This window comes from Methanosarcina sp. UBA289, from assembly GCA_002496565.1.
GTDB lineage: Archaea > Halobacteriota > Methanosarcinia > Methanosarcinales > Methanosarcinaceae > Methanosarcina.
Genome location: DAKJ01000018.1, coordinates 607,455 through 630,738 on the forward strand (window position 1 = coordinate 607,455; position 23,284 = coordinate 630,738).

A 23,284-nucleotide genomic window follows, 5' to 3' on the forward strand; every position below is an offset into this window, starting at 1 on the left:
TATGTATTATAAAGAAAAAATGGGGCTGTTTTTACATGCAATATAGTCTGGGTATTGACGCAGGCGGAACCTACACCGATACTGTAATTTTAAGAGATTCGGACAGCCGGATACTTGATTCCAGTAAGGCAATTACTACCTATCCGGACCTTATGATCGGAATTCGAAATGCAATTGATAAACTAAATCCGGAGTACCTCAGCAAAGTAAAACTAGTATCAGTTTCCACAACCCTGTCTACAAATACGATTTTAGAAAAAACAGGATATCCTGTTGGCCTGATCCTAGTAGGAGATTATACAGTCCCAAGGGAACTCCCGGCAGATTACTGTATTACTGTAAGAGGAGGACATGATAGCAATGGAGATGAGCTTGAGCCTCTGGATCTTGCTGCCGTAGAACAGTTTGCAGTAAGCCTCAAAAAGAAAGTCTCTGCATTTGCTGTGTCTTCATACTTCAGCACAAGAAATCCGGAACATGAGCTTAAAGTAAAGGAGGTAATCCTTAAACTGACAGGGCATCCTGTGGTTTGTGGATATGAACTTTCTCAGGAACTTGGAGCTTACGAGCGGGCATCCACAGCTGTCTTAAATGCCCAGCTAATTCCTATAACCTATCAGTTTATCCATTCCATCACAGCCGAAATAAAGGAAAGAAACCTTGATGCGAAAGTCCTTATGCTGAAGTGTGACGGCTCGGTTATAGATATAAAGGGTGCAAAACTGCGCCCCATTGAAACCATATTCTCAGGCCCTGCTGCAAGTATTAAGGGAGCATCTCATCTCTCAGGACTGGACACATGTGCCGTAATTGATGTAGGAGGAACAAGTACAGATGTCTCCATGATTAAAAATGGAGTCCCTGAACTTTGTGAGAAAGGAGCAGTTGTCGGAGGCTGGCAAACTCGCGTAAAAGCAATAAGAATGGAGACTTCGGCAAATGGGGGAGATAGCCATGTGTGGTTCAAGAAATGCGTCAGAATAGGTCCGAGGAGAGTTATGCCCCTTTGCGTTGCTGCTGTACAATACCCCAACTTTAAGGAAAAACTGGAAAAGAATCCCGTGCCCTTGAGAACCATGCTCAGTGAGCATATTCAGCCCACTAAATTTTTTATCAGGACTGGAGCAGAGCCTCTTAATCTCACAGAAAGCGAGAAAAAATTACTTGATGTTATAAAAGACGAACCTCTTTCTATCCACGAAATATTAAATAAAATGAAGCGATTCCCTTCTCCAGCAGTCCTTGATTCACTGATTCAGCAGCGTGCAATCCAAGCTATAGGCTTCACACCAACTGATGCCCTTCATGTGCTAGGGGAATATAACGAATGGGATGTAGAAGCTTCAACAATCGGGGCCAAAAAGCTTTCGCGTTTTACTCAAATGGGAGTTCATGCTTTTTGCAGAAAAATAAAGCATCAAGTTGCAAAAAATATGGTTTATATCCTGATGTCCTTTATCATGGAAGGCAAGGGCAAAGAAGGAATAAAGAAAATGCTGGAAGGAGAAATTCCTGTCCAGTACAAATTAAATATTCCTATAGTCTTGATAGGAGGTCCTGTAAAAGCTTACTATGAAGAGATCAAGGCCCTCATTGATGCAGAGATTATAGTTCCTGAACAGGCCCAGGTAGGAAATGCAGTTGGAGCCCTCGTAGGAAAAGGAATTAAAAGAATTGAGATAATTATCAGGCCGTCCTCAATGGAAAATCCAGACGAGAATTTTCTGGTATTTACTCCTACAGGAAGGAAAAAGTTTGAGCAATATGGAATGGCAGTAGAGTACTCCCATAAAACTGGTGAAGAATTTATTCTGAATTCAATGAAAGATTTTGGACTTCCGGAAGGCTCAATAAAAGTAAACACAAGTATGGAATACCTTTCTCCACCTGGCTGGAAACATACGCCAATGGAAACAAAAATCATTTTTGTAGGAACCTGTATCCCCGGTATTTTTAATTAATTAAAAATAATATTGTTTACAATAAAGTTAATTAAAAAAGCCGAAAAAATGCTCAATATAGAGATGAACAGCCAATGAGCCAGCCTGTCGGAAAGGAGGACCGGCTAAAGCTACTGAATAACAGGAAGTAAAAGAAAATGGATTCTTCACTTATCGATCTTGTTTTCCGCTCTGATAAGAGAAAAAACCTTCTTATATTGCTGGATAGTGGCTCAAAAAATATTGATGATATTAAGAATACACTTGATGTTACAGCCACCTCAATCCTTCCCCAGATAAAGAAATTGATAGATCAAGATCTTATTGTCCAAGAAGATAAGATGTATAAACTTACAGTCTTGGGAGAGTTCATAATCAAGAAGATAAAACCCCTAATAAGTGCTCTTGAGGTAGTGGAGAAAAACAACTCTTACTGGACAGGTCACGACCTTAATGCAATCCCGCGTCACCTGCTGGAGCGTATAGCCGAGCTGGGAGATTGCACCTTTATAGAGCCCGACCTGAATCATATCTATGAACCTTCCCAAGAAATAATTGACAGCATGGCCAATGCAAAGCATGCTTCGACCTTTGCTTCATATTTCAACCCTGCCTATCTCTCCCTTTACGTTGAGCTTGGTAGAAAAGATGCCGAACTTTGTCTGAATTTTACTCAGTCTGTCTGGGATCATTTATCAAACGAACACTCAAATATGATAAATGAATTAATGGGCATGGATAATGTAAGTCTGTATGTTTCCAAAGAAGGAATAAAGCTTACTGAGGTTACTGTAACTGATAAGACAATGATGCTGGGTCTTTTTGATAAAAAAGGAAAATTCGACCAGCAATTCATTATTAGCTCTGAACCTAGCGCCCTTTTATGGGGTCAGGAGCTGTTCGATTATTTCAAGAGGCTTTCCAGACTGGTAAATAAGATATGAATGAAAAAATACAGATCTAGATAAACCTCAGCTAATTACAAGGGCAATGATAGTACTTAAAAATCAAGAAAGAAACGTTTTGAAAGAACTACTGTTTGGAAATTGTTATGATGTATATAAAAGCGTAATGAAAAGTAATTATAACATTTAGCAGTAATACTCTGATGATAAAAAAGGGTAGTTTTCTTTATATCCCCGGTGTAGATTCCAAGGAGCCTTTGTCTAATCATAAACTACAATGGCAAGGGATAAAGGCACAGGAAGCTCAGAGTCTTCTGGTATAGAGATATACAATGTAAGATATAATAGGATGAGACCTAAGAGAGGGAATTAGATGGAGTCATCATTATTGGATGTTCTCTTTCTTTCAGAAAAAAGGAAAAATCTACTTTTGTTGCTTCTGGACGGACCCAAGAACATTGAAGAGATTAAAAGTACACTTGATGTCCGCTCAAGCCCGATAATGACCCAGATAAAGATATTGATGAAGCAGGATCTTGTTGTTGAGAGTAACAGGCTCTATAAACTTTCCAGTATCGGAGAGATTCTAGTCCCGAAGATGAAGACAATCCTTGAAACATTTAGCGTTTTCGATAAAAACCACGATTACTGGATAAACCAGGATATGACATCAATTCCTCCTGAATTTCTGGACGATATAGGAAAGCTCGGAAACTACATCGAAGTAAATCCGGACCGGAATCATGTATTTGAATATCCTAAAGAAGTTGTAGAGCATCTTTCAGAATCAGAAAAAGTTAGGATTTCATCCTCCTTTTTCCTGCCTATATATCCATCCCTGTGCATAGAGCTTGCCGCAAAAGGTACGGATATAACATTGGTATTTACGGAATACGTTTATGACAGAATGCTCAACGACTATAAAAAGGAACTTGAGCATTTCCTGAACTTGAGACATACCAAACTGTATGTCTGCAACAATAATAATATGAAGATTGCTTCAAGCATCGTCACGGAAAAGTTCATGGCACTTTCTCTTTTTTGCAACAGTGGGATTTACTACAATCATAACCTGGTAAGTTTTGATGAAAGCGCACTTAAATGGGGAAAAGAACTTTTCGATCACTACAAAGGTATAGCAAGACCTATTACTAAAGTCTGAAAATCGCTTCCGAGTCCCTAAACCCAAACCGTCAGCCAGTTTTGAATAAAGAGAAAAAAGCTCGATTTAGAGGCAAGTGCCGCTCTTCTTCCGAGCATAAAATTGACTTCTTTCTGGACAGAAAATTCAGTACAGAATGTAAGGCAAGAAAGTATAGGTCAAGAAAGCAGAAGTTTCATTTTACCTTGATCGTGGCGTTCATTTCAGGAAAACCTTGGACAACAAAGCGGTAAATTCCAGCTTCATTAAAAATGTGCGTGAAAGGCACTTTGTATGAAAGTTTTTCATCCAGAAATAGCCCATCTTCACTAACAAGAATGTAATTACCCTGTCTTTTGTTGCTCCACCAGGAAACGGCATCATCTTTTGAGATATACAGTTCCGGAGGTCTGACTGCTCCGTAATTCTCAAGACGGACAATGTAGAATTCTCTAATTTTGAAGACGTGTCATCTTCCGGCTGTATTGTCGCCCTTGCTTCCGGCATTGAAGAATAGAATCGTCAGGTGCAGGCTCATTGTCTTCAGCACAACCTGCGGCTATAAGAATATCAATACCATATCACAAGTAACATCAGAATTTTCCTTTTAATAAATACCTCTCTTTTTACTTAGATACTAGAAAGTTTAGATCATATTCATTACCTTTTTGATATTGAGGAACCGGAATAAGAGTAAAGTAAAAAGAATATCTTGGAAAAAAGAAACAAAAAAAGAAGCAATAATAGATAGGAAAGATAGAAAAAAGGACGGAAGAAGCATGTGAGGGAAAAAAGAAGAGAAAAAGAAGAAAGCGGTGAGAAAAAAGAAGGAAAATTGAGGAAGATAGATGGAAAGTGAAACCGAAATGTAAAAAGTAATAGAAGCAAAATAAAAATCAAGCAAAAGTAAAACGAAAATTTATTGAAAAAATAAGATAAAGATAAGATTTACGTCCCGACTGAGACTTGAACTCAGGTCTAAGGCTCCGCAGGCCTCAAGGATATCCACTACCCTATCGGGACACAAGCGAGCAACACTCATAAGCACATTCAAGGATATAAACTTTATTCCTGAAGCGACGGCTCAACCCCTGATTTGCAGTTTTGACCTTGGCCTGAAAGTTGAGAAAAAAATCCTGCTTCTCCGACATCACTATCAATAAAGATTAAATGCAACAAGTTCGTTTTTATAATTTATGTCGATGACTATAGGACTTGCAGGAAAACCCAATGCGGGGAAATCCACTTTTTTCAAAGCTGCTACACTTGCAGACGTTGAAATTGCAAATTATCCTTTTACAACTATCAATGCAAATCATGGAGTTACTTATGTGCGGGTCGAATGCCCCTGCAAAGAGAAGGAAAAGAGATGCGGGAAATGTGTGGATGGTGTCAGGCTCGTCCCAATTGATATAATTGACGTTGCCGGACTTGTCCCTGATGCGTACAAAGGAAGGGGACTTGGGAATACTTTTCTGGATGAGCTCAGGCAGGCTCAGGCAATAATTCATGTAGTAGATGCCTCAGGTGGGACTGACGCCGAGGGCAACCCTGTAGATATAGGAGATCACGACCCTCTTGATGATGTAGCTTTCCTGAACAGGGAGATTACGATGTGGCTCTATGGAATTCTGGAAAGAAATTGGTTCAAGCTTGCTAGAAAAATCCAGGCCGAAGGACTCAAGCTCGAAGTCGTAATTGCAGAACAGCTTGCCGGAGCAGGAATAAGAGAGTCCCATGTAAATGCAGCTTTGATGGAAACAGGGCTTGCAAGGCTGGACCATGTTAAATGGAGTGAAGAGGATATGATCCGGCTCTGCGACGCAATGAGAGAGATCAGCAAGCCTCTGCTTATCGCCGCAAATAAAGCCGACATCGCCCCAAGAGAAAACTTGGATAAGCTTAGAGATCTTGATAGAATAGTAGTGCCTGCAAGTGCAGCAGCCGAACTTGCACTTAAGTCTGCAGCAAAGAACGGGCTTATCAAGTACAGTCCCGGAGAAGGAAAGTTTGAAATTCTTGGAGGGGACCTTACAAAAGCCCAGAAAAAAGGTCTCGAAGCTATTCAGAAAGTGATCGAGAGGCTTGGAAGTACAGGTGTCCAAGAGTGTATAAACAGGACTGTCTTCGAGCTTCTGGATCTTATTGTTGTATATCCCGTAGAAGACGAAGGAAAATGGTCCGATAAAAGCGGGAATATGCTTCCTGATGCGTATCTTATGAAAAGAGGCTCTACCTGCCATGACCTTGCTTATCAGATTCACACTGAAATAGGGGACCGATTTTTGTATGCGGTAGACGCAAGGACAAGGCTCAGGCTTGGGGAAAAGCATGAAATGCAAAATGGGGATGTAATCAAGATCGTATCCACTGCAAAGTAAATACCCAATAATAACCCGATAAAATCGAGAAAACTATCATCAGGAACAGACCTGGAAAGAACTATGAAGTTGCGATGAACAACGGAAAAGATGAAATAGTGGATTGCTTTAGCTTGTCAGGGAGGATATCTACCAGATGGATTTACTTTCTTTTGCATATCCGGTCTATGAGAAGTACCTGACCTGGCAAATAGCCAGAGAATCTTCAAATATTCCCAGGCATGTAGCAATCATACTCAAGGAGACTGACCTCTTTGACCCTAAAGGAATGGAGAGGCTCATAACCGCACTCTACCTTTTTAGGAAATCCAGAGTAGAGATTGTGAGTGTCTATGTAGATATCCTGAAAACTGATCCGGCTTTAAAAGCTGAAATCGCATCAACGCTCAAAGCCAGGTTGGAAAAGAGCTTTTCTAACCTTCCTGCCAGTACGGGTTATAGAATTCACGGTGTTGACGGAGAGGTAAATAGCACTGTCCCTGGAAAGGATTTCTTTGTTTATGTATCACTGGGATTTGGAGGAAGAGATGAGATTACGAGGGCTGTACTGACTATCCTTGACGAGGTTAAAGCAGGAACTGTCAAGCCTGAAGAGGTGGACGAAAAAATGCTCGAATCCCATCTCCTTGTTAATCATGAGCCTGATATCATGATCCGCTCGGGAGGGCAGAAGCTTTCGGACTTCCTGGTGTGGCAGTCCGTGTATTCTGAACTTTATTTTACAGATGTCAACTGGAAAGATGTACGAAAGGTTGACTTGATGAGAGCTATTAGGGATTTTCAGAAAAGAAAGAGAAGATACGGAAGGTGAGGTGAACTGGAATTCGGACAAGAACGCAAAAATCTCCGATATGCAGTTATCGTGTGCCCGAAATGTCGACAGCATGCCCAGATCACAGAAACCGGAAAAAATACCCTGAAATGCCAGCATTGCGGCGCTCTCCTGCAAACTAGAAAATTGAGAGTATTCCATTCATCAGAGGATCTCGAAGACGCAGTGCTTTTTCGGACTCGCCTGCAAGCTGAAATCTCCGGAAAAGGTAACGAAACCTTTTCACTGACTTCGCTCCCAAAAGAGTCTCAATCCGAAACCCCCAAAACCGAGAGCCCAGCAAAAGAATTTAAATTTCCAGAAAGAAGCCCTTCCAACCCCAGCCCCAGCCCCCCAAAAAAAGACCCAAAATTAGCTATCCTTGAAATTCTGAAAACTGCTGATGGAAAAATAGAAAAAGAAGAACTTCAACAGAAAGCTCTCGAAAAAGGAATAACTCAAGAAAAATTCAAAAAAATTCTCAAAACCCTCCTGGAAACAGGAGAACTTTACTCTCCCCAATCTGGGATTATAAAAATTGTATGAAACATAATTTATTATATAATCCCAACCCAAGCCTGGCACATAATCAGTAAGTAACTAATCAGAATTCCATACCCATAGCCGGCAAGGAAAAACTAATCCAGGTTAAATCTCCAGAAAAAAGCTCAGAGAATATCATTTATAAATTTGCCCTTCTGAGAAAGCGAAATAATGCTCGTAATCCAAAGTCATCTTTCCTTAACAAATTGAAACGGTTTCTCTTACCCATAAATTAGCCTTTCTGAGCGAAGGACCTTCCTCCCGATAAGGGACTCGGGTGATGGAACTTGGGAGACAAAAATATATTAACTACGAAAAGATTTACTATAATTGAATTAAATAAGAATTGAATCCGTTTTGGGCAAGCTGAAAGACATAAGTTTTACTCAAAGAGTATTTAAAAGTTATTAAACTTTTGTCGCGATCACGAGCAATTCATTTTGATCATAAGGTATAACGGTGTTAAATATGATGGATCCACAAATTGAGCGAAAACTCATTGAAATTATGAGGGTGATTCACGAAAGTGACAAGCCTATAGGTGCTCGGGCAATAGCTGATGAACTTAATAACCGAGGCTATGACATAGGAGAGCGGGCTGTCCGCTACCATCTAAGGATCCTAGATGAGAGAGGGTTTACACATAAACATGGGTATGCAGGTCGTACACTTACAGAGCTCGGAGAAAAGGAGATGAGCGACGCCCTCATCGCGGACCGTTTTGGCTTTGTAATATCCCGGATAGAAGAAATGGCTTTCAGAACCACATATAATCCTGAAACCAATGAAGGAGTAGTACCCGTAAATATTTCATATTTTGATAAGGACGATTTAGAGACTGTAATTGATGTGGTCTCATATACCGCACACGAAGGGTATATGATAAGCCCCAGAGTAAGAATTATTGAAGAAGATGAGGAGCTTGTTTCCCTGCCTCCTGGAAAAATAGGAATAGCTACGGTATGTAGCGTTGCTTTCGATGGGCTCCTTCTCAAAGCAGGCATCCCTGTGGAACCTGCCTACGGCGGAATTCTTAAGATAGAAGATCGAAAACCTGCACGGTTTTTAGATTTAATTTCCTACAGTGGGACATCAATCGATCCCATACAGATTTTCATGAGCAGGAAGACCACTTCTGTCCTTGAAGTGCTTGAAAAAGGAGAAGGTAGAATCCTTGCCAATATGCGGCAGATTAATTCCTCGGCTTATGAGAGGGCCAGAGAAGTTCTTAAAACGGTAGAAAAAGCAGGGCTTGCAGGGTATTTCCCTCCTGGAGAGATTGATGAAACCTTACTTGGAGCACCTGTTGAAACCGGGAAGTTCGGAATTGCAATCGTAGGAGGTATTAACGGCATCTGCGCCCTTGAAGAGACTGGAATTGAAATCAAAACGAATCCTGTCTCTGCTGTTATGGAATATAAAACCATGACAGAAATCTGAGGAAATCCGATGTTCAGGCTTACTGTCATTTATGACAACAAAGCCAGCCAGGGTTTCACAGAAAGCTGGGGTTTTGCAGCTCTTATTGAAACCAGTAGTGAAACCCTTCTTTTTGACACCGGATGGGATGGACCTCTCCTTCTGAGGCATATGAAAAGTCTCAACATTGACCCGGTGAACATCAGAAAATTAATCATATCTCACCAGCACTGGGACCACATAGGAGGCCTTCCCGAGGTTCTTCAGGTAAATCCAGGGCTTGAAGTCTATGTCCCTGCGTCTCTTTCGGAGAATCTGAAAAAAGAAATTGAGAAAAGGGCGAGTCTTATTGAAATAAAAGAGCCTATAGAAATCTCTCAGGGTATCAATAGTACAGGGGAACTCGGAGACAAGGTAAAAGAACAGGCACTTGTTCTGGATACGGGAAATGGATGTTATGTGCTTACAGGCTGTGCTCACCCCGGGCTTGCCGAAATACTTGATACTGTCAGCCGTTACGGGAAAGTAAAGGGAATTATCGGAGGACTTCACGATAACGAGGAATTTGAAAGGCTCAGAAGGATGGAACTTATAGCAGCAGGGCATTGTACCACTCACAGAGAAAGAATAAAACAGATTTTTCCAACGAAATTCATAGAAATCGAAGTAGGTCTGCGCCTAGAGCTGAAATAAATTGATAATCTAAATAATTAAAAAACTTCTATTTTAGAGATTTTGTATATAATCGTGTATTTGAAGTAATCTAAAAAGTTTTGTATTTTAACGCCTTAATTTTAAAGAAAAGATAAAATTTACAGAGAAGGTATAATTAGAAATAGAATGTCTTCTTAAAAGAATAAAAGATCGGTGGCAAATAACGGAAATTAGGTACCGGGATTTTTCGGCTTTTGACTTTTCCCGCCATATAAGACGCACTTGAATAAATACACTTTCAATTATTATTTTTTTAGAAAAGGTAAAAAATAGAGGGGAACCCATATCAAAAATGAAATAAAGGGAGAAAATATTGATGCTCAAAATAGAAGATCTGACTGTAGAGGTCAACGGAAAAACTTTGCTTCATGACGTGAACCTCGAAGTCCAAAAAGGGTATACTAATGTACTTTTTGGGCCAAACGGAGCCGGGAAGTCAGCTCTGATGAGGACGATTATGGGCTTTAGTGAATACAGAGTTGTAAAAGGCAGGATTCTATTTAATGGGGAAGATATTACCGGCCTGTCTGTGGATGAGAGAGCCCGCCGTGGATTGGGAATTATGATGCAACGCCCTCCAGATATGTCCGGGATTAAACTGAAAGATCTTATAAAAGTGTTATCAAAAGGAAAGAAAAATCCAGAGGTTCTTGCCGAGAATCTTGATATGACACGTTTTATGGACAGGGATGTGAATGTGGGTTTTTCTGGAGGAGAAATCAAACGTTCAGAGCTTCTGCAGCTTGCAGCCCAGAACCCGAGTCTTTACCTGCTTGATGAGCCTGAATCTGGAGTTGACCTTGTAAGCATAGAACAGGTAGGAATGACAATAAAGGGACTGCTTGAAGAAGGAGTGAACTGCCCTGGCGAAAGCTGTGAGAAAGGTAAATCTGCCCTTATAATTACCCACACAGGCCAAATTCTGGATTATGTAAAGGCAGATAGAGGATACATCCTTTGTAATGGAACGATCATGTGCTCAGGAAACCCCTTGAAGATGCTGGAAGAAATAAAGAACAGAGGATATGAGGAGTGTATAAAATGCAGACTGATGAAGTGAACCTGAAAAGTCGGGCTGAAAGCGCGGCCGAGAAGAAGGCAGCCTTCGGGGAGGATTTTGAGCTGGGGAAGTTTGAGGAAGGTTCCAAGATTAGCAAACCTATAGAAGATCTCGAGACCCTTGATGAGGAAAGCAAAAGAACCCTGCTTCAGGTAGGAGTAGTACCTAGCGAAGAGGGCCGATCCGGCAGTCTGCTGGTACTTGACAATGCAGTTTCCCACTCTTCCCTGAAAGATAAAAACGTAGAACTTATGTCCACCCAGAAAGCCCTGGGAAAATACGAATGGCTTAAAGAATACTCCTGGAAGCTTGTATCTGTTGATACCGACAAATACACAGCAAAAACCTACCTTGAAAATGCGGATGGGTACTTTGTCCGGGTACCTGCAGGTAAGAAATCCTCAATGCCTGTTCAGACCTGCCTTATGCTGAATAGTAAAAAGGTGTACCAGACCGTACATAATATCATAATCGTCGAAGAAGGCGCCAGCCTTGATATTATCACAGGCTGTACCTCCAAAAAAGGAGTGGAAGAAGGACTGCATCTGGGAATCTCCGAGATGTACGTAAAAAAAGGCGCCACCCTGAATTTTACAATGATCCACAACTGGGCCGAGCAGATCGGAGTTCGCCCGAGAACAGTTGTTCGCGTGGAAGAAGGTGGAACTTACGTAAGCAACTACATTTGCCTGAAACCTGTTCGTTCGGTCCAAACTTATCCGACTGTAAAACTTGAAGGAGAAGGAGCAGTGACAAGGCTAAATACTATAGCTATTGCCCATTCAGGCTCTGAGCTGGATCTAGGAAGTAGGGCAATTTTCAATGCACCTGGCACGAAGGCCGAACTTATATCGAGGACAATCACAATCGGTGGAAGAATAATTGCAAGAGGAGAAATGATAGGCAATGCAAAGGGAGCAAAAGGGCATCTTGAATGCAAAGGGCTTGTTCTTACCGACAAAGGAAGCCAGCTTGCAATCCCTATCCTTGAAGCAAACGTAGATGACGTCGAACTTACTCATGAAGCCGCTGTGGGAAAAATTGCTAAAGACCAGGTGGAATACCTGATGGCCAGAGGCCTTACCGAAGATGAGGCTGTAGGTATGATTGTGCGCGGATTCCTGGATGTAGGAATAAGGGGAATTCCAGAGGAGCTAAGAAACGAAATAGAGAATACAATTACACAGACTGCCTTTGGAATGTAATCCAAAACAAACACAATTAAAAATGAATATAATAAAAATAATACAATTCAAGATAAAAAGGCTTGAAAAATAATTTGGCTTAAGGGGAAATGGGAGGAACAGAAAAAAACCGAAGCTGGATACAGCTTCTCCGAATAAAGGTAGTCTAAGAAAAGGGTGTGTGAATCCGGCAGGGAAAAGGAGAAACCTGCCGGCTTTTGTGGAGTGTTTGTGGATTTTAATGAGCTAAATGCAAAGAGAATAGGTTTTCCTGTGAAAAGAAAGCCTTAAAGTTTAAGGCTGCTCATTAAACCGCAATTTGCAGATTAAAAAGGAAGTATAAAAATATTTCCGTACAGACCATAAAAATCATATATAAAAGCTGTCAGATAAATATCGCATTTTTAAGTTACAACAAAGAGACTTTACTTGTTCTCTCCTTTTAATTTCCGTTTGGAATATTTATTCTTCTGCATGCATGTAGGTAGGGTTAGAGGATGCCATTAAAAAATGCAGTACTTCCTATTTTTGGCTGGAGTGTACAGTACTTGGTATCGTATATATAATACTGCGGTAAGAATATTACAGTACTGTAATACTCTAGAGGGATGGTAATGATAGACTTTGCATGTAAAGAGTTCAAAATCGAAGATGTGATCAAGTGTGCCCTTAACCTTACAAAGGCAGACCTCAATGTTTTGAAGTATTTCTTAAATGAGAAAGACCAGTGGGTTGATACGGATTACCTTTCAAAAGCTCTGAAGCTAGATATATCCACAATCCAGCGCTCCGTCAAAAAACTGCATGAAAAAGAAATTTTGCAAAGGTTGCAGCAGAACCTGGACGGAGGAGGCTATGTTTTCAAGTATAAGGTCAACTCAAGGGCTAAAATAAAAAATATTATAATGAGTGTGGTGAATTCCTGGGCTGACCGGCTCGGACAGGAACTTGATAAATGGGATAATGGAGGATGATCTAATTTGCTTAAAATAACGCCTTACCTGGGGATTCTTGTTCTTATCGTTTCCATAGGAGGGCTCTGGTATCCGGCACTCGGGTATTTCATGCTGCTGGTTTTTGCAGCAATCTTCCTGATTAGTCCTTTCAGAGGCCGATGGTTCTGCGGAAACCTCTGTCCCAGGGGAAGTTTTGTTGATTTCTGGGTCAGTAAGATTTCAAGGAAAAAGAAGATACCTGCCACCCTGCGTTCCCTATGGATCCGCCTGCCAATTTTCTTACTGCTAATGGGCTTTATGGGATACAGGATAGCAAACACTATCGGGAGTCTTAATACTTTCGAGAAAATAGGCATGGTATTTGTAATGATGTGTCTGGTGACAACTGCAATCGCAACCCTTTTGGGCAGTTACCTGAGCCCGAGAACCTGGTGCTCCTTCTGTCCTATGGGAACAGCTCAGCGCCTGATTGGTGGAAAGAGGTATCCTCTGAAACTCACAAAAGAAAAATGTATTAACTGCAAAAAATGCGAAAAGATCTGCCCAATGCAGCTCAAAATCCGCCAGGACGACACAAAACTTGATTGTATTAAGTGCGGACGCTGTGTGAGTGCCTGTCCGAAAGATGCCCTGAAGTTTTGAGATTTTACTTATCAGGTTTTAATTCATATCATTTAAAAACTAGGAACGGCCCCAGCAGTAAATATTTTATTTTATAGCATATAGTAAGACATCGGGGACCCAAAAAACACTTCCGGAGTTTGAATTTAGCATAACAGAACGCGAATACTGGAAAGTATCTACAAATTACAATACTGGATTAGGAAAAAGGATTAGAAAGAAAATGGAGAATAAATTATGACAAGCTGCGTATCAGAACTTTCTGAAATTCAGGAAAAAGAAATCTCCGAACTCTTTGGGGAATATGTCAATATTGACAAACGCGAACGTCACTATTACAACCACGATATGGGAGCTTTACCTCCGCTTGTTAAAAAGGTAATTGGAAATACTGACCCTGCAGCTGTTGTAAAAATTCGTACCGAAGAAGACGCAGTAAAGCTTCTTAAATTTGCAAACCGGCATATAATCCCAGTGACACCCCGCGCAGGAGCCTCATCAGGCTACGGAGGGGTAATTCCGACAAAGGGAGGAATAGTTGCCGATGTTACACCACTTAATAAGATCATAAGTATCGATCCCGAAGGGCAAAAAGCGGTTGTGCAAAGCGGGATAATCTGGGAAAAACTGGAGAGAAAACTGAAAGAAAAAGGGCTTTCGGTAAGAGCAATTCCTTCAAGCGCTCCTTCTTCAACAGTTGGAGGCTGGCTGTCCCAGAGCGGAGCCGGTTACGGAAGCTATGAGTTTGGCTGGGGCTACGAGAGCATGGAAAAAGCTAGGGTCGTGCTTCCAACAGGAGAAATTCGGGAGTTTTCAGGCCCTGAACTGAAAAAGTTAATCGGGACAATGGGAACCATAGGCATTATCACCGAGATAACTCTGAAAGTTCAGAAGTTCGAAGAGAGAAAAGCTGTTTCTGCCAGTTTCCCGAGTGCTTCAGCCCTGAAGAAAGCGATAGAAGGTATAAAAAGAAAAAATATCCCTCTCTGGTCAATTTCCTTCCTGAACCCCGAATGGGCAGATATGAAGAATAAAGCGCCCAGAAAACTCCATTATGGAGAAGTCGTGGATAAAGACAGGCCTATACTACCGGTTTCTTATGTCTCGACTTTCATGTATCCTGCCTCCAGGGACGTTTCCGGTCTGAAAGAAGCAATCGAAAGTGCCGGCGGGACAATCCTTCCTGAAGAAATTGCAAAACATGAGACCGACGAATGGTTCAAGTCCATGAAAGTAAAGCGGCTGGGTCCTTCGTTTATTCCTGCAGAGATCCTGGTGCCACTTGAGAAAATGGACAGAGCTTTTGAAGAGATTGGAAAGAAAATCAAATTGCCTATGCTTACCGAAGGCATGGTTATAAATGATGGGTATGTGGTTCTCCTCTGTTTCATGCGCCACTCGGAACGCTCCGTGCTCTTTAATACAGCATTTGCTCTTTCCCTGAGCATTTTGAAGATCGCAGAAGAAAACGGCGGAAGGGCTTATTCCTCAGGGCTTTTCTTCGCCTCAAAGAGGAAAAATGTCTTTGGGGGCAGACTTGCTGAAATCGAAGCCCTGAGAAAAGAAATCGACCCCAATGGGATCATGAACCCTGAAACCCTGGAGGGAAAGGGACTCCTGAATACTGCTGTATCAATGGGTTCTGCCTTCGAACCTTTTGGCAGGATAGCCGGAAACATGTCAGGAATTGGGGAGGTTTCTTTCAAGGACGAAAAAGAGATTCCGGCAGAAGTGGCAGAACTTGCCTATTCCTGTTCCCAGTGCGGGTACTGTGTGAGCGAATGCGACCAGTATTACGGCAGGGGATGGGAATCCCAATCACCTCGCGGAAAATGGTTCTTTATCAAGGAGTACCTGGCAGGCCGGGAAAAACTTGACCAGAGGCAGACAAATACTTTCCTTGGCTGCACCACCTGTCAGATGTGTGACTCCCGCTGTGAACTGGATATGCCGATTGAAGATGCCTGGATGACGATGCGCAAAAAGTTGGTTGTAGAAGAGAAAAAGATGACCTTCCCTCCCTTTGAGATCATGGCTGCAAGCCTCCTTAAAGAGCGGAATATCTGGGCAAACTACAGAAAAGACCGGGATAAATGGATTCCGGAAGACATCAGGGCAAAAATGAAGGATAAAGCCGAATATGCCTATTTTGCGGGCTGTACGGCGTCCTTTGTTGAAAATGACGTGGCTGTAGGGGCTGTCCGCATGCTTGATGATGCAGGAGTGGAGTTTACAGGGCTCTTTGACAAAGAATCCTGCTGTGGAATTCCCATGCTTGTTGCCGGAAGGTGGGATGTTTTTGAAAAGACAATGAGAATGAATGTCGCAAACATGAAAAAGAAGGGTGTGAAAACCGTAATAACTTCCTGCCCTGCCTGCTGGCTAATGTGGCATACGGTCTATCCCCAATGGGCAAAAAAACTGGGAATCGACTATGGGCTTGAAGCAAAACATTACTCTGAAGTGCTCGCGGATCGTCTCGATGTCCTGAAGCCTAAGTTCAAGCAACCGCTAGATAAAGTGGTAACCTGGCACGATTCCTGCCACATTGGAAGGGCAGGGGGCAAAGTCTACGAGCCGCCCAGAGAACTGTTGAAATCGATTCCCGGAATTCAGTTCAGGGAGCTTGAATACAATCGGGAAAGAGCTCACTGCTGTGGTTCGGTTGTAAGCCTTATTGCCGAGCCCCCTGTTGCATACAAGCTGGGAGATATGAGACTCCAGGAAGCCCTTGATGTTAAAGCCGACATCGTTGCAGCGCTTTGCCCGTGCTGTATTTTCCAGTTCCGTGTGGCAGCAAAGGAAAATAATCTTAATATCGATGTTCAAGATCTTGGCGCCCTGGTGGCAAGAAGTCTTGGGTACAACCTCCCTGACTCTACTGCCTATACCCTGGAATCATGGGTTCCCTTTGAAAAGATGATCTCTCTCATGCAGCCTAAGAATATGACCGAACTGATGGTTGAACTCATGCCCCAGATGATGGCAGCGATGCCAGCCCCACTTCAGACAATGATGAAAATGGTCAAGTACGTGCCTGGTATGGATGCCATGATGAAATCCATGATGCCGGTTATGATGCCCCGGCTTATGCCGATGGTTATGCCGAAAGTCATGCCTGACATGCTTAAAGCCGTAGAAAGGAGAGTTCCTATGCCCGATTACATGAGGGAACAGCTCCCGGACCTTATGCCGAAAGCTATGGAGAACTTGATGCCTAATATGCTTCCGGAGCTCATTCCTCTGCTGACTCCACGGATGATCGAGTATATAAAGACGCATTAATGATGAGTAAATGAAATTCACTAACTGAAAACTCACTAACAATTAGTACGTGAGATCTCACTAACGATTAGTATATGATAAAGGCTCGTACATGAGATCTCTCGTTAAAATTCTTTTTATAAATCTTGAAGTAGTTTAATTAGTTTTCTAGTTTCATTTTTAAGCGTTAGTTTTCTTTCCAATGAATGTATTAACTAAGGGCTATAATAATTCCATAGATCACAGATTACAGATTATATACATGCATATAGAGTTCCCCAGTAAAATACATTTTAGAAATCAATTTTTAAAATAAGCAATCTATATTACTGTTTTATTGTTTATTCAAGCACGCTTCTATAATTTCAACTCTATCTTCAAGATTGTTTATCCGGTTTGATATTTTTAACTCATATGGTAATAAGGCAGGTTGATTAAATGTCGGGGAGTTGATTAAATAATCTTTAAGGACATCATTAGCTTTAATAACCTGTGTTCCGTCACTGCTATCAGGTTTCCACACTCCATTGTCATCATAGAGAATTGTACGATTATGTTTTTGTGTTAAGTCCACCAAGATTCCATCGGCCATTGATCTTACAATTACCGATCCAACCACTTTGGAGGCTGTGGCAAATATTACTGCTATTTTTTGAGTGGGAGTAAACTCACCTAGTGCCTGTTGAATAAGTATAGAAGCACATAATGCACTAAACGTATTTTTTGCCGAATCGAATTCACTAATCCCAGCAGTGTGTATTTTTGATCCTGTATTATGGATTGATATAGCATCTGCACTGGGACCGTCAATAATCTCAACATGGGTATTGTCATCAACAGTCATTTCCTGACCTAAATTAATTTCTCTACTGGTTGAACCAGGTATATACGTTTGGTCTTCTGGGCCAATAAAAGCTCCATATCGAACTGTTAATGGAATTGGTATTGTCTCGTACAGATCATCTAATCTTTTCCAAATAACTGGTTGTGCATTTTGTCCTTTAACGTCTACTCCTCGAAATGCAAAAAGATGAAAACCGTTATTTGCTAGCTGATCTCTCTTTGAACTACTCAGATTGATTGTTAAGCTATAATCAGTACTATCCAAACTTGACATTTTAATCGCTCCTTATTGGTTTTATCAAATTAAAAATTACGCAGTTGATTAAAACGTAACCATTTTCCCGTTTTTTGGAATATTTTTTCATTTATTTTTATAATTATTTTATAAATTATTTACATTAACTGTGCAAATCTCACAGCAATTTTTTGCTGTTATTGTCATAACATAAAATACACATGTAAAAATAGATTATCTGCGTATCGTATGTTCAGCATGTACATTAAAAAACAAGTGGAGCAGATAAGAGGAGGAGAATCATGAGCTATAATATGAAAAGACACCGCATTGCCACCACCATTTCAGGGAGGCATTGGGAATTATTAAAAAAACATGCTGAAAAATTTGAAACGCAACAAAAAGTCCTGGAACTAGCATTGGAATGTCTGGAAAATAATTCAAAGCAGTATCCGGAATTAACTACTGAACAAAAATTCTGGCTGGCGTGTGAATCAATAAATTCGGTTTGTTGTGTCCAAAGAGGGGCTTTAAAAATACTAATGGAAACTGTTAATCTTGAGCGATTTGATGAGTATGTGACTAAAAATAAACCCATTGAATGTGTAGTACAGTTTTTTCTTCAGAAGCCTCTTAACGAGTGCAGTCTAAAAGAAGTTGTAGATGGACTAACGATTGTTTTTGGAACATCACACATGTTTGATACGGTAGACTATAAAGACAACAGTGACTACTATTTGCTGGCACTAACTCATAGTCTGGGCCTTAATAATTCTAAATTAAATTTAACAACATTTGAAAGTTTATTTAAAACATATGGGGCCAACGTCGAGAGTAAAATCTCCGAAAATACGATTTTTATGAAGGTGTTTAAAGATAAATAGTTCCATGACTTACGCACTTGAACTACAAAATCAAGAACAATCAGCGTTGCGATTGGTTCAATGTTTTAGACAGTTGAGGGTTTAATTCTACTGATTTCTCAGTCCAACTGCGTAAGTCCTATAGTTCGTAACTGGCGGTGTTCGAAAATCCAGTAAGGTTCGTAGATATTAAGCCTGATAATACTGGTCTTGACTACGAATTATTGAGAAAAACTTACTAATAAACTACTCACTAATATTTACTAAAAAAGATTTCACTAACGATTAATACATGAGATCACATTAAATATTTTCCGTATAAGTCCTTGATAGATTATTTATCTCATAAATTCATAAGTTAATGGTTTTTCATTGACCAATGAATTCATTTAAAAGCTTATTTTTGTGAGCGTATTTTAGAATCTAAAGCATTAGTCAGTTGATTTTCCCAGTTCGGTTGCGTGCAAAAGCTCTGGAAACAGCTTCATCCATAGAACTGCAATGATTATTGAACCAATTCCACCAAGTAACACAGCAGGTACGACTCCAAACAGGGAAGCAGTTAACCCTGATTCAAATTCACCAAGTTGATTAGATGTACCTATAAACATTGAATTTACGGCATTTACTCTGCCTCTCATATTATCTGGAGTTTCCAATTGTATCAATGTTAAACGGACGACTACGCTTACCACATCAGATGCTCCTAACAGCACAAGTGATGCGAGTGATATAAGAAAAGAAGTTGATACAGCGAAAATTATGGTAAAAATCCCAAAAAAGATTACTGCAATAAACATTATAAGCCCTTCGTTGTTCTTTAGAGGCTTTTTTGCCAAAAAAGCAGACATTATCAATGCACCTACGGCGGGTGCTGAACGCAGTAATCCCAAACCTAAAGGTCCAATTTTTAAAATGTCACTGGCATAAACAGGCAATAACGCTGTCGAACCGCCAAATAACACTGCAAAAAGGTCAAGGGAAATTGCCCCGAGTATAGCAGGCTTGCTTCTAATGAAAGCTATTCCTCCGAATATCGAATTTCTGGTTACTGGTTCAGAGTTTTGAGATCCCATCCTTATTGAAACAAAGAGAATAATCACACTTGTTGCCAGTGTTAACATACCAGCTACAGAATATACAACTTCGGGATTTAACGTATAAAGAATTCCTCCAATTGCTGGACCTATAATGAATGCAAACTGAGCTGTAGATGCTGATAAAGCAGCTACCTCCGGAAAAACTTCCCTACTGACAATATTAGGTAGCAAAGATTGCATTGACGGCCCTTGAAAAGCATTGGCGGTACTTACAAAAAAGATAGTGATGAGAATTCCTTCTTCGGTAATTGATCCAACATAGCTTTCGTAAGCAAGCAGGAAAATCCCTATACTTTCTGCAATTTGACTGGAAGAAATTATCAACTTTCGATCATAGCGGTCTGCTAAATAACCGACTACAAGAGTAAGTAAAACCATAGGCAAAAACTGGACTAATCCAACAAGCCCTAGATAAATAGGCATTTGAGTAATTGAGTAAATTTGCCACCCCACAGCAACGGTTAACATTTGAAAAGCAATTGCAGTTGATATACGGGCAGCTAATAAGAGTACTAAGGATCTGTTATGTAATATCGGCGGAATTTTAAGCAAAGACATTACATGTTAGCTCCTTTTTCGACTATTTTTATTATTATTGATTACAAAACGGTAGCGTGATGGCAGACCCAAACAGAGAGCGAAAAATTACATAGATGAAAGATTAATGAAAAACGATGCGAATTTTTGTTCGATAAAATTGTGTTTCAATACATCCCAATAATGGATGTAGTCCTCCAGGTTCATAAATCCCAACATAAGGAGTGAGATAGGAATAACACTGCAAACTTAGTCTACCTGAAAAAATAGCTCGGAGAAGGCATTAAAAGGTTCAGGAGGCTCCGTTTTCCGAATTCAGGACATAAGATACAGAGAAATTCTTATATAGAAGTGCTTGCATTAAGAATAGGAAATTACGCACAAAGCTAACGTGCTCAATAATACAATTAATAAAAATTCATAGAAATTCATATCATAAAAGGAGATTAAAGCTTGGCAGCACAACCGATCTTTATTTTAAAGGAAGGCAGCAAGAGAACTCATGGTTCCGATGCCCAGCATAACAATATTATGGCCGCAAAAGCGGTTGCTGAAGCGGTAAGAACCACTCTTGGACCCAAGGGTATGGACAAGATGCTTGTAGACTCCATGGGTGATGTTGTTATCACCAACGATGGAGCAACAATCCTCAAAGAAATGGACATCGAGCACCCAGGTGCAAAGATGATCGTAGAAGTAGCCAAGACCCAGGATGCCGAAGTAGGAGACGGAACCACCACCGCAGCCGTACTTGCAGGAGAATTCCTGACAAAGGCAGAGGACCTGCTGGAAAGTGGCGTCCACCCAACAGTAATTGCAAGCGGCTACAGACTTGCAGCAGACCAGGCTACAAAAATAATCGATACCATTACTATCAGTGCCGCTCCCGAAGATACCGAAACTCTCCAAAAGATTGCAGCTACAGCCATAACAGGAAAAGGAGCAGAGGCTCAAAAGGACCACCTTTCCAAGCTTGCAGTAAAGGCCGTAAAATCAGTTGCTGAGAGAAGCGAAGATGGAAAGATCACTGTAGACATCGAGGACATCAAGGTAGAGAAGAGACCCGGCGGAAGTATCAAGGATTCCGAGATTATCGATGGTGTAATTGTCGATAAAGAGCGTGTCCACCCAGCCATGCCCGAAGTAGTAGAGGATGCAAAAGTCCTGCTCTTAAGTGTACCCATAGAACTCAAGAAGACTGAGACTAAAGCCGAAATAAAGATCACCACTCCTGACCAGATGCAGCTCTTTTTAGACCAGGAAGAAGCAATGCTCAAGGAAATTGTGGATAAGGTAATCAACACAGGCGCAAATGTTGTCTTCTGCCAGAAGGGAATTGATGACCTTGCCCAGTATTACCTGACAAAAGCAGGAATCTTTGGCATGCGCAGGGTAAAGAAGAGCGATATGGACAAACTTTCCCGCGCAACAGGTGCAAGAATTATCACCAACCTTGATGAAATCGAGGAATCTGACCTTGGTTATGCCGGGCTTGTAGAGGAGAAAGACGTTACAGGCTCAAGAATGACCTTCGTTACAGGCTGCAAGGACAGCAAAGCTACATCAATCCTTCTTCGCGGCGGAACCGAGCATGTGGTAGAAGGAATTGAAAGAGCCCTCGAAGACGCTCTCAGAGTAGTGGGCGTTGCTCTCGAAGACCAAAAAATCGTTGTGGGTGGAGGCTCCCCCGAAATAGAACTGTCACTCAGGCTCAAGGAATACGCAGCAACCCTTAAAGGCAGGGAGCAGCTTGCTGTAATGAAATTCGCCGAGTCCCTTGAGGTTATTCCTAGCACCCTTGCAGAGAATGCAGGACTTGACCCAATCGACATGCTTGTGGAAATGCGCTCCCAGCACGAGAAAGGTAACAAGCGTGCCGGACTCAATGTTTACACCGGCAAGATCGAGGACATGTTCGAAGACAATGTTGTCGAACCTCTCAGGATCAAGACCCAGGCAATCAATGCAGCTACCGAAGCCGCAATTATGGTTCTCAGGATCGATGATGTAATTGCCTCATCCAGTCCAGCCAAATTAGGTGGTCCTGGAGCAGGCGGCGAAATGCCTGAAGATATGATGTAAAATTTAAAGTATAAATCCAGGATTGCTGGCAGTCTCCAGCATTCCGGAACCTTTCTTTTTTAATTTCAGGATAATTATTCAGGAAATATTCCAAAAATACTCCAAAAATCTTATTAAGACAGTCTTTCTAGAATTTTTAGCGGTTAATCTGTAACTAGAATTTTCGCACATTAGAATATATACAAAAATATTGAAAATTTAAAAAAGAAAATTAAAATTTAAAAAAGAGATTTTTTTGATTTTTAACAAATTACTGTTAAATTTCTAAAAAGAACGATTATCAGTAAAAATTGTTATCTGGCTTCATAGCAAGAAATTTCTCTGGCATCCACCCGGACCGGTTTTCCAAGCTCACTTGAAATAACATTTCTTACCCTTGCCATACACCTGCACTGAAGCTGAATACGGGCTGACATAGCTTCTCGTTCTTCAATGTAGAAATCGTTCGAACTGACAATGGAATGAACCGAAATTTGCTTCTGTACAACCTTTGCTATGAGACCCTGAGTTCCATCCGTGAGATCCTGAAGGCTGGTAGATGTCAGGAGAACGTTATCTCCTACATTGAGCCCGAGTACTCCTACGAAATTTTGAGGACTCCGAATCTCAAGAGTCCTGAGATGGTGTTTCTTCAGGACCTCGATAAGAGAATCAGCAATTCCTGTTAACGCGATGTACTCCATTG

The 23,284-nt window shown here is 41.1% G+C and carries 18 protein-coding genes and 1 tRNA gene; 15 read left to right on the forward strand and 4 right to left on the reverse strand.

Going from position 1 to position 23,284, the window contains the following annotated elements; all coding sequences use genetic code 11:
• Positions 1 to 35 precede the first annotated feature (35 nt).
• The 3 genes from BP549_RS10615 (at position 36) to BP549_RS10625 (ending at position 4,007) form a co-directional block, all read left to right on the forward strand.
• The gene (locus BP549_RS10615; RefSeq protein ID WP_292380461.1) at positions 36 to 1,961 is read left to right on the forward strand and encodes a hydantoinase/oxoprolinase family protein; all 1,926 of its coding nucleotides are present in this window, start codon (positions 36 to 38) and stop codon (positions 1,959 to 1,961) included.
• Between the two features lie 137 nt (positions 1,962 to 2,098).
• Positions 2,099 to 2,884: a helix-turn-helix transcriptional regulator gene (locus tag BP549_RS10620; RefSeq protein ID WP_292376546.1), complete on the forward strand. Its 786-nt coding sequence runs from the start codon at positions 2,099 to 2,101 to the stop codon at positions 2,882 to 2,884.
• Positions 2,885 to 3,218: 334 nt separating this feature from the next.
• Positions 3,219 to 4,007 carry a helix-turn-helix transcriptional regulator gene (locus BP549_RS10625; protein ID WP_292380463.1) on the forward strand — a complete coding sequence of 263 codons (789 nt, stop codon included), beginning with the start codon at positions 3,219 to 3,221 and terminating at the stop codon, positions 4,005 to 4,007.
• Positions 4,008 to 4,937: 930 nt separating this feature from the next.
• On the opposite strand, the gene BP549_RS10630 is transcribed toward BP549_RS10625, so the two are convergent.
• Positions 4,938 to 5,009, reverse strand: a tRNA-Arg gene (locus tag BP549_RS10630).
• A gap of 173 nt (positions 5,010 to 5,182) precedes the next feature.
• Here BP549_RS10630 and BP549_RS10635 point away from each other — a divergent pair.
• The 10 genes from BP549_RS10635 (at position 5,183) to BP549_RS10680 (ending at position 16,960) form a co-directional block, all read left to right on the forward strand.
• Positions 5,183 to 6,367 (forward strand): redox-regulated ATPase YchF, encoded by a 1,185-nt coding sequence (locus BP549_RS10635; protein ID WP_292380466.1) that lies wholly within the window; start codon positions 5,183 to 5,185, stop codon positions 6,365 to 6,367.
• A 136-nt stretch (positions 6,368 to 6,503) separates the two neighbouring features.
• Complete coding sequence (locus BP549_RS10640) at positions 6,504 to 7,178, forward strand: undecaprenyl diphosphate synthase family protein (RefSeq protein ID WP_292380467.1); 675 nt, start codon at positions 6,504 to 6,506, stop codon at positions 7,176 to 7,178.
• Between the two features lie 51 nt (positions 7,179 to 7,229).
• Positions 7,230 to 7,724 carry a DUF5817 domain-containing protein gene (locus tag BP549_RS10645; protein WP_292376554.1) on the forward strand — a complete coding sequence of 165 codons (495 nt, stop codon included), beginning with the start codon at positions 7,230 to 7,232 and terminating at the stop codon, positions 7,722 to 7,724.
• 465 nt (positions 7,725 to 8,189) lie between these two features.
• On the forward strand, positions 8,190 to 9,161 hold the full coding sequence (locus BP549_RS10650; RefSeq protein WP_292376555.1) for a DUF128 domain-containing protein: 972 nt from the start codon (positions 8,190 to 8,192) through the stop codon (positions 9,159 to 9,161).
• A gap of 9 nt (positions 9,162 to 9,170) precedes the next feature.
• The gene (locus BP549_RS10655; protein WP_292376557.1) at positions 9,171 to 9,833 is read left to right on the forward strand and encodes an MBL fold metallo-hydrolase; all 663 of its coding nucleotides are present in this window, start codon (positions 9,171 to 9,173) and stop codon (positions 9,831 to 9,833) included.
• A 337-nt stretch (positions 9,834 to 10,170) separates the two neighbouring features.
• Positions 10,171 to 10,914 (forward strand): ABC transporter ATP-binding protein, encoded by a 744-nt coding sequence (locus BP549_RS10660; RefSeq protein WP_292376559.1) that lies wholly within the window; start codon positions 10,171 to 10,173, stop codon positions 10,912 to 10,914.
• A complete protein-coding gene (locus BP549_RS10665) occupies positions 10,896 to 12,119 on the forward strand; it encodes a SufB/SufD family protein (RefSeq protein ID WP_292380468.1) in 1,224 nt (407 codons plus the stop codon). The genes BP549_RS10660 and BP549_RS10665 overlap by 19 nt, the downstream gene beginning before the upstream one ends.
• A gap of 593 nt (positions 12,120 to 12,712) precedes the next feature.
• Positions 12,713 to 13,072: a helix-turn-helix domain-containing protein gene (locus BP549_RS10670; RefSeq protein ID WP_292376563.1), complete on the forward strand. Its 360-nt coding sequence runs from the start codon at positions 12,713 to 12,715 to the stop codon at positions 13,070 to 13,072.
• Positions 13,073 to 13,078: 6 nt separating this feature from the next.
• Positions 13,079 to 13,696, forward strand: coding sequence for a 4Fe-4S binding protein (locus tag BP549_RS10675; protein WP_292376565.1), 618 nt, complete (start codon positions 13,079 to 13,081; stop codon positions 13,694 to 13,696).
• Positions 13,697 to 13,912: 216 nt separating this feature from the next.
• Entirely contained in the window at positions 13,913 to 16,960 is a 3,048-nt protein-coding gene (locus BP549_RS10680; RefSeq protein WP_292380469.1) for an FAD-binding and (Fe-S)-binding domain-containing protein, read from the forward strand.
• Positions 16,961 to 17,273: 313 nt separating this feature from the next.
• On the opposite strand, the gene BP549_RS10685 is transcribed toward BP549_RS10680, so the two are convergent.
• Entirely contained in the window at positions 17,274 to 18,056 is a 783-nt protein-coding gene (locus BP549_RS10685) for a hypothetical protein (protein ID WP_292380472.1), read from the reverse strand.
• Between the two features lie 263 nt (positions 18,057 to 18,319).
• Here BP549_RS10685 and BP549_RS10690 point away from each other — a divergent pair, with 263 nt between their 5' ends.
• Positions 18,320 to 18,901 carry a hypothetical protein gene (locus BP549_RS10690; RefSeq protein ID WP_292376572.1) on the forward strand — a complete coding sequence of 194 codons (582 nt, stop codon included), beginning with the start codon at positions 18,320 to 18,322 and terminating at the stop codon, positions 18,899 to 18,901.
• Positions 18,902 to 19,311: 410 nt separating this feature from the next.
• On the opposite strand, the gene BP549_RS10695 is transcribed toward BP549_RS10690, so the two are convergent.
• A complete protein-coding gene (locus tag BP549_RS10695; RefSeq protein ID WP_292380474.1) occupies positions 19,312 to 20,538 on the reverse strand; it encodes an MFS transporter in 1,227 nt (408 codons plus the stop codon).
• 432 nt (positions 20,539 to 20,970) lie between these two features.
• On the opposite strand from BP549_RS10695, the gene thsB reads away from it, so the two are divergent.
• Entirely contained in the window at positions 20,971 to 22,599 is a 1,629-nt protein-coding gene (thsB, locus tag BP549_RS10700; RefSeq protein WP_292380477.1) for a thermosome subunit beta, read from the forward strand.
• A gap of 293 nt (positions 22,600 to 22,892) precedes the next feature.
• On the opposite strand, the gene BP549_RS10705 is transcribed toward thsB, so the two are convergent.
• Positions 22,893 to 23,282: a DUF473 domain-containing protein gene (locus BP549_RS10705; RefSeq protein WP_292376578.1), complete on the reverse strand. Its 390-nt coding sequence runs from the start codon at positions 23,280 to 23,282 to the stop codon at positions 22,893 to 22,895.
• Positions 23,283 to 23,284 lie beyond the last annotated feature (2 nt).